18 protein-coding genes are annotated in these 14,583 nt (G+C 44.4%); all 18 read right to left on the reverse strand.

Features of this window, described 5'->3' with window-relative positions; all coding sequences use genetic code 11:
- Positions 1-19: 19 nt before the first annotated feature.
- Entirely contained in the window at positions 20-832 is an 813-nt protein-coding gene (gene folK / locus ELZ47_RS10720) for a 2-amino-4-hydroxy-6-hydroxymethyldihydropteridine diphosphokinase (protein ID WP_126435993.1), read from the reverse strand.
- An 87-nt stretch (positions 833-919) separates the two neighbouring features.
- Positions 920-1,474, reverse strand: a complete 555-nt coding sequence (gene folE, locus ELZ47_RS10725; protein ID WP_126435994.1) for a GTP cyclohydrolase I FolE — start codon at positions 1,472-1,474, stop codon at positions 920-922.
- On the reverse strand, positions 1,455-2,849 hold the full coding sequence (locus ELZ47_RS10730) for a bifunctional folylpolyglutamate synthase/dihydrofolate synthase (RefSeq protein ID WP_126435995.1): 1,395 nt from the start codon (positions 2,847-2,849) through the stop codon (positions 1,455-1,457). Before ELZ47_RS10730 ends, folE begins: the two co-directional genes overlap by 20 nt.
- A gap of 1 nt (position 2,850) precedes the next feature.
- The gene (gene folP / locus ELZ47_RS10735) at positions 2,851-3,804 is read right to left on the reverse strand and encodes a dihydropteroate synthase (protein ID WP_126435996.1); all 954 of its coding nucleotides are present in this window, start codon (positions 3,802-3,804) and stop codon (positions 2,851-2,853) included.
- A gap of 194 nt (positions 3,805-3,998) precedes the next feature.
- A complete protein-coding gene (locus ELZ47_RS10740; RefSeq protein ID WP_126435997.1) occupies positions 3,999-4,637 on the reverse strand; it encodes a CAAX protease family protein in 639 nt (212 codons plus the stop codon).
- Between the two features lie 117 nt (positions 4,638-4,754).
- Positions 4,755-5,504, reverse strand: a complete 750-nt coding sequence (locus ELZ47_RS10745; RefSeq protein ID WP_164549614.1) for a CPBP family intramembrane glutamic endopeptidase — start codon at positions 5,502-5,504, stop codon at positions 4,755-4,757.
- A gap of 143 nt (positions 5,505-5,647) precedes the next feature.
- A complete protein-coding gene (locus ELZ47_RS10750; RefSeq protein ID WP_126435999.1) occupies positions 5,648-6,841 on the reverse strand; it encodes an acetate kinase in 1,194 nt (397 codons plus the stop codon).
- 36 nt (positions 6,842-6,877) lie between these two features.
- Entirely contained in the window at positions 6,878-7,843 is a 966-nt protein-coding gene (locus ELZ47_RS10755) for a class I SAM-dependent methyltransferase (protein WP_126436000.1), read from the reverse strand.
- 81 nt (positions 7,844-7,924) lie between these two features.
- Positions 7,925-8,317, reverse strand: a complete 393-nt coding sequence (comGG, locus tag ELZ47_RS10760) for a competence type IV pilus minor pilin ComGG (RefSeq protein ID WP_126436001.1) — start codon at positions 8,315-8,317, stop codon at positions 7,925-7,927.
- On the reverse strand, positions 8,298-8,735 hold the full coding sequence (gene comGF / locus ELZ47_RS10765) for a competence type IV pilus minor pilin ComGF (protein WP_126436002.1): 438 nt from the start codon (positions 8,733-8,735) through the stop codon (positions 8,298-8,300). The genes comGG and comGF overlap by 20 nt, the downstream gene beginning before the upstream one ends.
- Complete coding sequence (gene comGE / locus ELZ47_RS10770; protein ID WP_126436003.1) at positions 8,719-9,012, reverse strand: competence type IV pilus minor pilin ComGE; 294 nt, start codon at positions 9,010-9,012, stop codon at positions 8,719-8,721. The genes comGF and comGE overlap by 17 nt, the downstream gene beginning before the upstream one ends.
- Positions 8,978-9,412 (reverse strand): competence type IV pilus minor pilin ComGD, encoded by a 435-nt coding sequence (comGD, locus tag ELZ47_RS10775; protein WP_164549615.1) that lies wholly within the window; start codon positions 9,410-9,412, stop codon positions 8,978-8,980. Before comGD ends, comGE begins: the two co-directional genes overlap by 35 nt.
- Positions 9,372-9,689 carry a competence type IV pilus major pilin ComGC gene (comGC, locus tag ELZ47_RS10780; protein ID WP_002896769.1) on the reverse strand — a complete coding sequence of 106 codons (318 nt, stop codon included), beginning with the start codon at positions 9,687-9,689 and terminating at the stop codon, positions 9,372-9,374. The genes comGD and comGC overlap by 41 nt, the downstream gene beginning before the upstream one ends.
- On the reverse strand, positions 9,689-10,723 hold the full coding sequence (gene comGB / locus ELZ47_RS10785; RefSeq protein ID WP_269460457.1) for a competence type IV pilus assembly protein ComGB: 1,035 nt from the start codon (positions 10,721-10,723) through the stop codon (positions 9,689-9,691). Before comGB ends, comGC begins: the two co-directional genes overlap by 1 nt.
- Complete coding sequence (gene comGA / locus ELZ47_RS10790; protein ID WP_126436006.1) at positions 10,653-11,594, reverse strand: competence type IV pilus ATPase ComGA; 942 nt, start codon at positions 11,592-11,594, stop codon at positions 10,653-10,655. Before comGA ends, comGB begins: the two co-directional genes overlap by 71 nt.
- A gap of 129 nt (positions 11,595-11,723) precedes the next feature.
- On the reverse strand, positions 11,724-12,104 hold the full coding sequence (locus tag ELZ47_RS10795; protein ID WP_126436007.1) for a DUF1033 family protein: 381 nt from the start codon (positions 12,102-12,104) through the stop codon (positions 11,724-11,726).
- A 138-nt stretch (positions 12,105-12,242) separates the two neighbouring features.
- Positions 12,243-13,304: a zinc-dependent alcohol dehydrogenase family protein gene (locus tag ELZ47_RS10800; protein WP_126436008.1), complete on the reverse strand. Its 1,062-nt coding sequence runs from the start codon at positions 13,302-13,304 to the stop codon at positions 12,243-12,245.
- 170 nt (positions 13,305-13,474) lie between these two features.
- Positions 13,475-14,581, reverse strand: coding sequence for a glycosyl hydrolase family 8 (locus tag ELZ47_RS10805; protein WP_002896776.1), 1,107 nt, complete (start codon positions 14,579-14,581; stop codon positions 13,475-13,477).
- Between the last annotated feature and the right edge of the window lie 2 nt (positions 14,582-14,583).

The raw sequence follows: 14,583 nt of genomic DNA on the forward strand, positions 1-14,583 counted from the left end.
TTACGACAAGCTTCTTTTCTCATTTTTCAACCTCATCCCAGAGTTGGCGGATGCTTTTTTTCTGTACTGGATCGACAAAGTGTGGCGCGATTTCCACCAGAGATTGCAAGACAAAAGCTCGTTCAGCCACATAAGGATGAGGAACAATCAAGTCCGGACTATAAAACTCTTCTTGTCCTATGTAAAGAATATCCAGATCAATCACACGCGGTCCCCATTTGATTTCCCGCACGCGCCCTAGTGCCGCTTCGATAGCCAAGAGTGTCTGCATTAACTCCTCAGGATTGAGCCAGGTCTCCACTTCAACAACTTGATTGAGAAACGGATCCTGCTCAACGCCACCCCAAGGCTCTGTCTTGATACGGCTTGATACCTGCAAAATTCTTATATTTTGCTCTGCCATTTTTTCCAAAGCAGCATCCAGATTGGCAGCTGGGCTGCCTTGATTGCTACCCAAAGCAATAAAGGCTTTCCGCTTTTGACGCATTAGCTTGACTGAGCAGGTCTCTAAAGGCAGCGGCACTGGTGCCCAAGGCTTCTTGACCTCCAAGCTGACCTTCTGCACCAAAGGGTGAGTCAGAAAAACCCGATCAATCAACTTGTAAGCCAGTGTCTCAATCAAGTCTTCCTTGCTTTCCTGACACCAGCGGGTCAAATCTTGAGCCAATTCTCCATAGTGGATAGAAGCCGTCAGGTCGCCTGTTTTGGCAGCCCGAGTCATATCATAGTCCAAAATCAGATCCAGCACAAAACGCTGGCCCAATTCCTTCTCTGCTCCAAACAGACCGTGATAAGCATACACTTCCAAATCCTTAATGCGCAGCTGATCCATTCCCTTATCCTTTCTGATTCAAGTTTCTGCATTTCATCCTTAATAAAACTACTTGGCCTTTCCTAACACGCTCCACCACTGATAAGATCAATGTCCCATCAGTTTGTAAGCTTCATTTTTTAGGTCCTTGTCCGTCGCTAAAATGCCACGCGCCGCTGTAGTAACCGTTGCAGTGCCAGGCTTTCTGACTCCGCGCATATTCATACACATATGCTCAGCTTCCACCCAGACCAAGGCCCCTTGAGCACCCAGATAGTCCATCAAGGCTTCAGCAATCTCTACGGTCAATCGCTCTTGAATCTGCGGTTTCTTGGCATAGACCTCTACCGTTCGGGCCAGCTTGGACAAGCCTGCTACCCGACCATTAGGCACATAGGCGATGTGAACCTTCCCGTAAAATGGCAGGAAGTGATGCTCACACATGGAATGAAAGAAAATATCCTTCTCCACTACCATATTATTGTCAATGATTTCAAAAGACTTAGCCAGATGCTCCTCAGCAGTCCCACCCAGCCCAGCAAAGATTTCCTGGTACATTTTAGCAATGCGCTGTGGCGTCTCCTGCAAACCTTCGCGGCTTCCATCTTCTCCAACCGCCTCAATAATCTGGGCTACAGCCGCTTCAATTTTCTTCGTGTCCATATATACTCCTATGTTCATTTTTATTTTTTGATAATTGACTTGACTGAGAAGGACGCTCAGCAAAGTCTAACTTGCGATTCTCAAGGATTGATTTTCTAACCTGAGCCAGAAAATAAAGAGAACCCGTAATCAGCAAAAGCTCATCTGACTCATGCTCTACTGCTAAATAATCTGCTAAATAATCCGGCCATTCTTTGTAAGACAGACCTTGCTGCTCGGCCAAGGCTTGCATACTTTCTTTAGAAAAACTCCGCGGATCAGCAAAGGTTGTCAAGCTTATAGCTGCTTTGGGAATCTTTTGCAGCAGCTCCACCATATCATCCAAGGCCTTGGTTTGGATACAAGCAAATAAAATATGCTTTCTATACGTCGGATAATGCTGGTCCAATGTCGCTGCTAACGACCGCAGAGCATGGGGATTATGGGCTCCATCCAGAAGGATGAGCGGCTGATCCGATATCCTTTCCAAACGCCCTGGCCATACAGCAGCAAGCAAGGCCCTCTCAACCTCTTCTTTTGTTAAAAAGGGCAGCGACTGCAGCTGACAGTATAGGTCACACAAGTGCAGAGCCAATCCAGCATTGTCCGCCTGATGCAGTCCCATCAGAGCTGTTTGATAGGAGTCTTTGACCCGATAGGCATTCGAAAAGGAAAAGCACTCCCCCTCCTCTGACTCTTGATGTTCCACTTGATAGTCTTGAGACCAAGAAAAGTGAGGAGCATCTTTTTCAGCAGCCTTTTGCTCGACTACTGCCAGAGCCTCCGGCTCCAACCTACCGGTCACAAGGGGAACTCCAGGCTTGATAATGCCTGCTTTTTGCTGGGCAATAGCCTCTAGACTGTCACCCAGCAGGGCCACATGATCCAGACCGACTGTCGTGATTGCAGTCAGCAAAGGCTGGCAGACATTGGTACTGTCCAAAAGCCCACCCATGCCGACCTCGATAATAGCCACATCCACCTGCTGCTGGACAAAATAATCATAAGCCAGAGCAGTTATAATCTCAAACTCAGTCACTCCCTGTAAACTAGAGTCAGCCGCATGCTGGGCCAAGAGGTCTTGATAAAGGCTCAGCAATCTCTGAAGGTCTTGGTCGGAAATCGCATTGCCATTAATGGCAATCTGCTCATTGTAGCTGACTAGATAAGGAGAGGTAAAGGTGCCAACACGCAGGTCTCGCACCTCCAAAAGTTGGCGCAGATGGGCAATGGTTGAGCCCTTGCCATTCGTCCCTGCAATATGAATGGCTGGTAGCTGCAAATGCGGATTCCCCCGCAGCTCCAGCAAACGCTCCATCCGCTCCAAACCAAAATTGGGACTGGCTGTCCGATAGGCTTCCAGCCAGCTTAAATCAGGTAATTCTTGTTTTTTCATCTTACTTATACTGACCTAGATTGAGATCTTCTGTCTGCTGCGCTAGACGAATCGCATCGCCAACGGCAGCAGCCATCCGGTGCTTAGCAACTTCGTGTACTCTGACAACTTCAACACCTCTGCTGGCCGCAAGGCTAGTCAGATGGGCTGAAGCTATATCACGGTTTTCAAAGCCTTCCTGAGTCTCAGGATTGATCTCAAAGCCGTTTTCTTCTAAGATACTAACGAGAAACCGCTTACGAGAAACCCCAAGAAAAATAGGGAAACCAGCCTGATGGAGACTACCCAGCTCCTGCAAAATGAGAAGATTCTCCCGCTTGGTTAAACCGAAACCAATCCCTGGATCCAGCATGATATTATCACGCGAAAGGCCAGCATTTTCGGCCACCTTCAAAGATTTCTCAAAACACTTCCACATTAGTTCTGCAATCGGCAGCTCTGTAAAAAGAGATAACTCTTCCTTTGTGACGGCTGAACCAAAGCCAAATTCTGGGAAAATCCTTGAGCTGGCATGTTGAGGACGAGCCATCACTGGATTAAACATGACAATGACTGGCGCGCCATATTTCGCAGCCGTCTCCGCCATCTTTTCATCGCCCAAGAGACCAGTAATATCGTTTATAATATCTGCACCCGCAGCCAAAGCTGCTGCAGCCACTTCCGACTTCCAAGTGTCCACAGAAATCACAATATCACTTTCCCGACGAATAGCTTCAATGACCGGCACCACCCGCTCTATCTCTTCTTGAATAGCCACAAAATGACTGCCTGGCCGAGTAGACTCACCACCAATATCCAGCATGTGAGCTCCCTCAGCAATCAGCTTTCTAGCCTGAGACAATGCCGTCTCAACCGTGTTGTAGCGCCCACCATCTGAAAAGGAATCCGGCGTCGCATTGATAATACCACAGAGGCCCGTTCGGCCATCTGGAGCAATTGCTTTTAGATTTACCATTTGACTTTCATCTCATTTCTATCGACTGCCCTGCTCTTCAACAAAAAAGGCACACTCATCTAGTGTACCGCAAAGCTCTCAGCAGATGCAGCATCCAGTCCTATGAACTGCACTCGACTTCACAAGAAGACCTTATCTAGTCCCTTGTTTCATTTACCATTCTACCATAATTATTCTATTTGACAAAACACTTTCTAAAAGCAAAAGGGTAAAAGGCTGAGAATAATCATATTTCGGAGAATATGGGCCAGCATAGACAGCTCCAAACGCTGAAAATAAGGCCTGAGGAGATGGGCGAAGACTAATCCCAAAACTAGATAGGAGAGAAAACACAGAGTTTCCTGAAGATTTTTCGCAAGGGAAAAGCAGAGCAAACCTAGTGCAATCCCCCAGCTCTTCCGATAGCGAAGAGAGAAGTCCCTACCAACAAATTTCGGTGCCGCAGGGGATAAAACGGCAATATCAATCCCCAGAAGCAAAAGAGAAGATGACAGAAAACTCTCCGTTAGCATCTGCTCCATCGCCTGTCCTGACTGCGCCTCCTTACCACACAGCAGAAGAACCCCCGCAGCATTGACCAAAATCATCAAAAAATACAAGAAAAGCAGGTGTCGATAGTTGCTTGACTGACGCAAAGAACCTTTGATTTCCTGCAGTTGTCTGGAAAAATAAAAGGCACAACAAAAAAGCAATCCCAGCAAGCCCACCATAAAAAGCAAATTAGCATGACTAAAGACCAAGCGATGAGGCATTGGATGAAGTATGAGCAGCAGTCCCGTCTGAGTCAACATAGCCAGCAATAACAATTGAATGATTTTCTCTAATTTCAGCATATTCTCTCCATTCTTCTCTTCTCATTATAGAAGAAGTAAGAGCAAGCTGGGAGAAATCCCCTCAAATGTCCTAATTTGTGCCTCAAATGACAAAAAAAGCAGATATTCTCTGCTTTCTTACTTGTTCACCAAACCTGTCAGTATCATAATGAGTACTGCAACTCCATTTCTCAGCATGTGTGCCAAAATAGACATTTCCAAACGCTTAAATATGTAAGCAACCGCGGCTAAAACAGCCCCCATACCTGCATATATAACAAAACTGCCGATGTTGGTCGGACTATGAAAAAGACCGAAAAGAATGACTCCTACAACCAATCCCAAAACATAATGCTTGGTAAAAATCTTCTGAGGAATCAAGCCACGAAAGACTACTTCCTCCAAGATAGGGGCCTGAATCACAGCTCCTACCACTAATAAAATCTTGGGTACATGCTGAAATAATACATTCAAGGCATCCTGATTGGCAGTGGATATGGCCTGACCTTCCAGCATCATAATAATTGCTCCCAACATGTTGACACCAATCATGACAACATTAGAAACAGCTAACCAGCCCAACGAAGACCATTTGAAGAAGCTAAAGTCAAGACTCAGCAGTTCTTCTTGCTTAGCCATTCTCAGAACAAAAAAGATAATCAAAAGATATACCACCAGCACAAAGATAGTCTGTCCAGCTGAAAAACTCTTCTCAGAAGCAGTCATCTGTCGGATAAATATAAATGGTATCTGGCTGAGAAATAAGACAAACAGAGTCAGTAGGATGTACTCTAATTTTTTTAGAATTGCTTTCATATCTTCCTCCTTTTCCTTCCTAGTATAGCTTAATTTTCTCTTTTTGTATAGACAATTCTTAACTGCAAGCATTTTGTATATCACGTATTGAGAACTAATACTGACAGTGGCTATGAGATAGAATCGCTCAATGTTTTCAAGGCCAATAACCAAGAAAATCCTTTCTTAACGCATACAAAAAGCCCAGTCAAACTGAGCTTTTAGATTTTCTTAATTTATTGATTTTTGAATCGTTCAACATCACGCGCGATGACCAATTCTTCATCAGTCGGGATAACCAAGACTTTGACCTTGGCATCAGGACTTGAAATCACGCCTTCAGCACCACGCACATTCTTTTCTGGATCCACGTTACAGCCAAACCAAGAGATACCTTCAACAACCAATCTACGAATGGTTACAGAATTTTCACCGATTCCTGCGGTAAAGATGATAGCATCAGCTCCATTCAAAACAGCAAGATACTGACCAATGTATTTCTGAATCCGGTCTACAAAAATGTCGTTGGCTAATTGAGCCTTGGCATCACCTGCCCGCATTGCCTCATGGATATCACGCATATCACTAGACTTCTCAGAAACTCCCAGCAGGCCTGACTCACGGTTCAAGACGCGGCTAATATCTTCTGGAGTATTAAAGTCATCTGTGTATTGCATCAGGTAAGGAATGATAGCGGGGTCGATATCTCCTGTACGCGTTCCCATCATGACGCCGCCAAGTGGTGTGAATCCCATAGAGGTATCTACAGAAACGCCCTTGTCAACTGCTGTGATGGAAGCTCCGTTACCGATATGGCAAGTGATAAGTTTGAGTTCTTCAATCGGACGACCCAAAATTTTAGCAGCTTCCTTGGCCACATACTCATGGCTAGTTCCGTGAGCTCCGTACTTGCGAACCTTGTTTTCAGTGTAATATTTAGTCGGAATCGGATAGCGATAAGCTTTCTCCGGCATAGTGGTATGGAAAGAGGTATCAAAGACTACCACGCTGGTGATGTCTGGCAGAATTTCTCTAAAAGCACGGATGCCTGCAGCGTTGGCTGGATTATGCAATGGAGCTAGAAGAGACAACTCCTCTACCTTTTGAATCACTTCTTCATCAACGAGAGCTGAATCCTTAAAGTATTCACCGCCAGCCACAACACGATGGCCCACACCGGTAATCTCATCATAAGATTCAATGATATTAAAGCGTTTCAAATCATCCAGCAAAATTTTTACGGCCTGCGTGTGATCTTCAATATCAAGAACCTGCTTCTCTGACCGACCATCAAACTTCACTGTTGAAATAGAATCCTTGAGACCAATCCGTTCCAGCAGGCCCTTAGCCAAGACCTTTTCTTCTGGCATCTGATAGAGTTGCCATTTTAAGCTTGAGCTTCCTGCATTAATGGAAATTGTTTTCGACATTTCTTCACCTCTTTAAGCGTTTTCAAAATCATTATATCAAAATTTTGTTTGAATTTCACTATCTTTGTACCAGTTTTGAAAACTTTGACGGAATTTAAACATTTCATCATGATCCTGCAAATCCCGCAGAGGATAGATAAAAGGCTGAATATTATTCGCTTCTTGTTTCCTCAATACAAAAAGAGTTTTGGCATGCTTGCTGCTTGAGAAAATAGACTCTGGCAAGGTTATCATCGCGATAAACTGAGCCTTGGCTAGGAGCCATTTTTTCAGCAGAGGAGCTTGAGCGCTGGTCAAGAGGTCATTTGGCGCCAGAAATATAGCATAACCACCTGGCTTCAGATATTTGAGCGATTGCTCCATCAGGAGATGATGGGCATAAGTGTGCTCATCTGTACTCGCTACTTCATAGCGAGAGGCGATACTGTCGTCTGGATAATAACCGACCGGTAAATCACTGATAATGATATCACTCTCTTTCAGAAACTGAGGCCGAACTGCATCCCCCTGAGCAAAGTGAGCCTTAGAGTTCATAACCTCCGCAATGCTGGCTGAAAGATCGATTAACAAGTCATCCAACTCCAGACCTAAGTAGTCTATCTTCTTTTGGGTATGGTTGAGAATGGTCTCCGCCAAACTTCCTGTTCCGCTGCCGATTTCTAATACATCAGCTTCCTCTCCGTGAGCTAGCTGGTCCAATAAGAAAGTAATCAGAAAACCAATTGTATCAGGAGTGAACTGATGATTGACCTGCATGGGCTCCGTCTGGGCCGCCTTCATCAGGATAAACTGATAGGCTCTCCGCCACTCTTCCTTGTTCAAATGCAGAGAGCGGATTTTTTCATCGTTGGTCAGAACCTCTTGTAAGTCCGTATCTCCATCTAGGTAAATGCCGTTCTGCTCAATCAGAGCATCATAAAAATTGGTCGCCAGAGCGTTTTGGATATTCTGGACGTTTTCGAGAATCAGAGTATAAGCTTGTTCTATCTTTTCAAAATTCATGGAATCCTCCGTTCATCCTATCATACCAAAAATAAGGAACCTTTCCAAGATATATAAAATTACAAAGATTTTACAGTTATATTAGTCCGATTTACCAGCTTCGTCCGAAATCGCTTTCTCTTTTTTGTCAGTTGCTTTCTTGTCTTCCTTTGCTTTATCCTCATCTTTCTTAGAAGTACTAAAAGTAAAGGAATAAGAATGACCGCTGCTGAGCTGACTGCTGATTTCAAAATTCTTCCCTTGCCTGCGATAGACAGCCTTGCCCTGTTCAAACTCCATCTCACCGCTATCCTCCTTGGACCCAGCTTTTGTCAGAACTGCCATTGCATAGGCTTCCGTCCTTTCCCTGTTGAAAAGCTGCAAACGCTGACTGCTGACTTGACGGTTGAGATAAAACTGCAGGAGTAGGCTAAAGACAGCGGCCATCAGCAGCGCATACAGTAAAATACCAGCATCAACTTTCTTCTTCCACACGATAGATGAACTCCCTCTCTAAGCCTTTTTCAAAGCGAAAATGCATATGAATAAGCTTACCTTTCTGATGGATATCAGCTGCTTCCAAACCATAAATCATCGGCTGGTAGCCGCGACCGCTCTTATCTGTTTTACGGAAATCATCCCCCTTGGATTTACCCAAGGCCAGGTCCCTGCCATCCTGTCTGATGTAGATTTTGTTATCTTCAACCTTATCAAATTGACTTCGCGAAAGCTCCGTCTCCAGTTGGTCGGCAAACAAAAGCCACTCTTGCTGCTGATTATTCTCCTGCTGATGCAGTTCTGAAGATAAGAGCTGGGTCATGGCCTGAAAGACCAGCATGCCACCACTGAGAACCAGCAAGGCTACTAAGGCCTCCAAGAGAGTAAAGGCCTTGACTTTAAGGTTTTTGAACACGAATGACTACCTCCCCCTCATGATAGACCAGCAGCTGCTTTTCTGTCTTAAGCTGACGTACAGCAATTCCGTTGATATGAAGCTCTTCCTGCCCTGTCTGCAGAGCCATGCGAGCTACCCGGAGCACCTCTTCCTGCTGCAAAAGGACCCGCTGCTCCTTACGAGACCGGCTAATCTGCCCCAAAAGCAAACTGGCAATAGCCGCAAAAACTGCCATGGCCACCAGAGCTTCTAGCAGAATGCTAGCTTGAAGCTGTCGTCTTTTTAAACTTGCCATTGCCCATATAAAGTTGGTAAACAACTGTCCTGTCCTCCGTCTGAAAAATAATCTTGCTGAGCGATGAGTTCCCACCGGCCCGGTCAAACTGGATAACCTGCTGCTCATGTTCCTGCAGAGTTTGCGGAAAATCCAGCTCTTGATAGCCATTGGAAATCTGCCGTCCTGAAAGCTTCAGGGAAAGCTTCTCATGACTGGCTAAGCTCAGCCTCTGCGTCTCCTGATAGAGTCTCTCAAACTCTAAAAAGAAGAGTTGCTCTTGAACCTGATTGAAGCCAGCCCTTACCGAGCCAGATAAGCCTAGTAGTAGAAAACTAACAACAAAAAGAACGAGTAGACTTTCCAGCAGTGTAAAAGCCTTAATTGGCAACCGCTTGAGTTTCGCCACTGTGTTTTCCATAGTAAGCCTTATAAGAATCTGCCTGTTTCTGGCTGATATTTCCTGCGCTGACCAGCTTGCTTAGGCTAGCCTTTTCATTGGTATTCTTCAGCTCATAGAGCTCCGCCTGGCTTTCTACCACCTTGACCACCGCTGCAGTTCCTGTATCTGAAACAGCATCTTTTTGCTTGGTCAGATTAGGCACAAAGAGCAGCAAGAGAACGCTGATAACCAGCAAGACAATCAGCATTTCCACAAGGGTGAATGCTTGAACTTTTAAGGTATTAAGTTTTTTCATTACAAATGAACCTCCATATTCTGATAAATGGGCAAGAGCATTGCCGCATAAAGTAAAACAATCACTAAGGCAACAAAAATAAATACTAGGGGCTGAATGAAATTCATGGCTCGGTTGATACGTAGGAAAAATTCCTCCCAAGTCTTTTCTGCATAGACTTCCAGCTCACTGCCTAGCTTGGACTTGACCTCACCATACTCGATCATCAGGGACAATTCTTTCTTAAAGAATGGATAGCTTGCCACCTTGTCCGCATAACCTTGTCCAGCTTGCAAAGCGGCCGCCATGTCTACTCCGATCTCCTGAAAGAGTTGGGAAGGTTGATCCTGCATAATCGCAAAAATCTGACTCAACTCCAAGCCCTGACCAATCATATTTCCCCATTCACGAGCATAATAAGCTGTCAAGTAAGCCTGTACCAAACGTCCAATAAAAGGCAGAGCTGCTAGTTTGCTGAAAAAACGAATCTTAGATGACTTTCGATAGTAAAAGAGAGCCACTGAAACCAAGACAGCTAAAGCAAGGCTGCTCCACAAAAAGATCTGAGGCAGGTGATTAATCAGACGAGTAGCTAGATTCTGGCTGTCCAATTGAGGCAGAAGATAGTTGCGCAATCCCAGCATGATAAGGACCAAAAAGCCCAGCAGCATGAGAGGATAAGTCCCTACCTCTATCAATTTTTTCTTAACCTTGGACAGATTTTCCAGATAGGCCTCAATTTTCCCCAGACTTAGAGTCAAATTGCCATGCAGCTCAGATAAGGACAGCTGGGTGACAACGCTGTCGGAAAATCCCAGTCGGCTGACAATCTCTGAAAAGGACTGGCCAGCTGACAATCCTGCCCGCATTTCTGCGACATACACTTCCTCCAGCAAGGCACTTCGTCTCAGAAAGTCTACAATCTCTGCTAGGTGAAAACCGCTGCTAAAGAGATTATGAAAGAGCTCAATAATCTTTTTCTGCTTAGGCGTAGACAATTTTTTCGGTCTGCCTTTGCTCAGCACTGATATGTCCTTCTGCAAAAAGCTGATCAATCTGCTGATTCCAGACTGCGGCTTCGTGCTCTTGATAGTTTTGACTGACAAAATCAACGACACCCCCTCCCCCAATTAAACGCTGGTAACAAACACCTTGCAACACCATTCTTAGCTCATCCTCGCTAACACCCAATTCCAAAAGCCGCTCATAGACCCCTCGAACACTCTTAGCATGAATGGTCGAAAAGACTGTAGCTCCAGTCAAACTTGCCCGAACCACTGCTCTAGCCGTCTCTTGATCACGGATTTCCCCGATAATCAAGAGATCCGGTCGATGTCGCAGAGACAGCTTAATCAGAATATCATAAGTCATGCCAATGGTTTCGTTCAGCTGCAGCTGCAGCATAGCCTCTTGCTTAATCTCAACCGGATCTTCAATCGACATAACCTGCTGACCAGAAAATTTAAGCTGAGCCAAATGGTACATCAAGGTCGTCTTGCCGCTGCCGACTGGACCCGAGAAAAGATAGAGACCGCGAGCCTGAATTTTCTTGCGCAGCTCCGGCAATTGCTCAAACCAAAAGCGCAGCTCCCTGTCTTCATCATGCAGAAGTCGGATGACCAGACTTTCAAAACCACGGTAATCCCCAACTGTCGACAGCCGGATTGAAACCTTGGCTTCCTCACAGTCATAATCGCAAGACCCCAGCTGACTTCGGCGCTTCTCTCCAACATTCATACCTGCGACAAACTTAAAGTGGCTGATAACAGCTGACAGAAGTTCAAAATCATAAGTCTTTATAAAGCGGCGTTCATCACCAATTCTCATATAAAGCTCATAGCAAGTAGTCTTAGGAATGAGGTAAATATCTTGCGCCCCTTCTTGCCGAGCCTGCCTGATCATTTCTTTTGCAATTTCTTGAACCATACATCCTCCTCACCTTACTATTCGCAAAAAATCCAGAAAAAGAAAAAACAGCGGAAGAAACTTAACTTCTAACAAGTTAGGTCTCTTCTGCTGCTCTATTATCAGATTTGCAAAATATATTCTGTCGATTTAAAGAGGCTTAGCGTTTTTTAGTTTGACTGAGCAAGCTCGGTGCTTTTCAAGGCCGTTCTGCTTAGTATAGCCTGGCCGGTACTTGCTCTTAGGAATCTTGCACTCATTCTCCAGCAAAAACAGCGAGTGATACTGCTGAACATTCTCATCGCACTCCTCGCACCAGCGCTGATCCTCCGGATCCCAAAAAATTGTCATTAAATCACTACGGCTCTTATACAAAGGTGACTGCTCTTCCATCTGCAGCCAGCGGTTTTTATAATATTTAAGGGCTTCATAATAATCATCGAAGTGCTTCTTTGCAATGACATCTACTTCCCAGCCATCCAGGAACCACCACGGTTCATAGTCCCCGTACATCTCAATTACACAATACATACTCGTCCTCTCTTTGTACCGTATATTATATATGAATTTTTTGACGAACAAAACTATTTTGCTCAAAATCAGAAAACAATATAAAAACCCCTTTTAACCAAAGATTAAAAGGGATAGGTAAAAGACAACTTAAGAATTTTATTGGACTGGAGAGAGGTCATTTTCTATAATAACCTTAATGGCATGATGGTTCGCAGCTTGGCCGAAAACCTTGAAAGCTTCTTCAATTTCACTCAACTTAAAGTAATGAGTCACTAGCTTTTCTGGCTCAATCTTATGACTTTCCAGAGCCTTTAGCAGCTGTGGAGTAGTATTGGTAGATACCAGCCCGGTCGTCACATTGATATTTCGAATCCAGAGCCGATCTAACTCAAACTCTACAGGTTTGCCATGAACTCCACAGTTAGCAATGGTTCCATCAACGGCAATGACTTTCTGACAAAGATCAAAACTGTCTGGAATCCCTACTGCTTCAATGGCTACATCAACTCCACATCCATCTGTCAAGTCAAAGATAGCCTGCACAGCTTTTTCAGCATTCGCTGAATTTACCTTATCTGTTGCCCCAAAGGCCATGGCCGTATCTAAACGATTCTCATCGATGTCAACCATGATAATCTTTGACGGAGAATAAAACTGAGCTGTCAGCAGAGATGCGAGACCGATTGGTCCAGAGCCAACGATAGCTACTGTACATCCAGGCTCTACTTTACCTTTTAAAACTCCTATTTCATAAGCTGTTGGCAGGATGTCTGACAGCATGACTAAGGCTTCATCTGATAAATCAGATGGTGTGTGATAGAGAGTATTATCCGCATGGGGCACACGCAGATACTCAGCTTGAGTTCCGTCAATCAAATGCCCGAAAATCCATCCACCTTCATCTTCACAATGGGCGTAGATACCTTTCTTGCAATAGTAGCACTTGCCACAGGCACAAACACAGGAAATCAGAACCTTATCGCCCTTCTTGAAATTGGTTACACTGTCACCAACTTCTTCAACAATACCGATGCCTTCATGTCCTAGAATAGTACCGCTCTTGCAGGCAGGTACGTCTCCTTTAATAATATGAAGATCAGTCCCGCAGATAGTGGTCTTTACCATACGGACAATAGCGTCTGTTGGCTTACGTACGACAGGTTTATCAACATCTAGAAACTTGGCAAATCCCGGTTTAACATAAGTATAGGCTTTCATAGGATATCCTTTCTATTGTTATTTTATGATGAATGTTTTCCATTTTATTTTAACAGTTTGTGAAATAAATCTCAATCTTTTTCTTCAAAAAAGGTGAGACAAATATCATTTTGTCCCACCCTATTATCTGCATGATCTTAAGCAAAATTTTCATCTTACTCGTTTCTGCATTATAAAGTTTCTAAAGCAATCATCGTTGTCACAGCTGCGTCATAGTAATTATCTGACGGCAAACCTTGCATGAAGAGATATTTATTCTGCTGCACCAATTTGCGGAATTCCATATTGTTATTAGCCGCATAGAATACTGGAGCAGTAAAGCTGCCAGCCTGATTACTATTGAGAGCCTTCCCTTTCAGAGTGTAGCCCGCATAGATCTTTTCTTGACTGAGGAAGAAGTTTAACATCTTCTTCAGCATTTTTTGACTTTTTTCATCCTTGCTTTGAGCCAGGTTGTAAGGAAGTCGGCAGGCATTATAAGAATAATAGCCATCATTTGCAGATTCAACCGTATCAGCATCAGCTGCCCGAACTTTGTCGCCTTCAACCCAGATAAAGTCTGGTATCAAACCAGTCTTATTATCAGCGCTGATTGCTTCAAGTTTGCTAAGCATGTTATCCCGGATTGTCAGCCACTGCTTATCCTTTGTCAACTCATAGAAAGCTTGGAACTGCTGCGGCAATGTATCAGAAGTCCGCATGAGATTATAAAATTTCGATTCTGCATTTGCCCAGTTCCCAACCGTCAAAACGCCGTTACTTTCATTATAGTTATATGCCAAGACATCTTTCAGAATGGCCTGAGCCTGATCTTGGTATTCTTTAGCCTTGTCCGGCCACTGCTTAGCAGCCTGAATCAAAGCATAGGCAATGTAGAGATCGCCGTCTGTAGCATTGTTTTCGTCTTCATGATTGCTCTTTCCATCCTTAATCGTCTGTTTCCAAGACATGAGCTGGGTATCTTTCAGACGATGAGCTAGATAATATTGGTAGAGCTTTTCAAAATCAGCCGAACTGGCATCGCCTTGCTTAGCTGCATCCACAGCAATCACCATGCCATAACCCTGTGCCTCAGACAGCACAACATCTTCAGTCTTACTGTTTGTCGTCCTGATATAAGACAATTTGTCCTTGGTTACGACATATTCTTTAGACCATTGGCTGTATATCTTCTTTTTGATATTAGGAGTACTGCCCATGCGGGTGTACAACAGGATACCAGCCAAGACAGCCAGAATTGTCACAAACCAAATAAATCTTAATCTTGTTCTTTTCACAC

This window comes from Streptococcus sanguinis (genome assembly GCF_900635155.1).
Lineage (GTDB): Bacteria > Bacillota > Bacilli > Lactobacillales > Streptococcaceae > Streptococcus > Streptococcus sanguinis_G.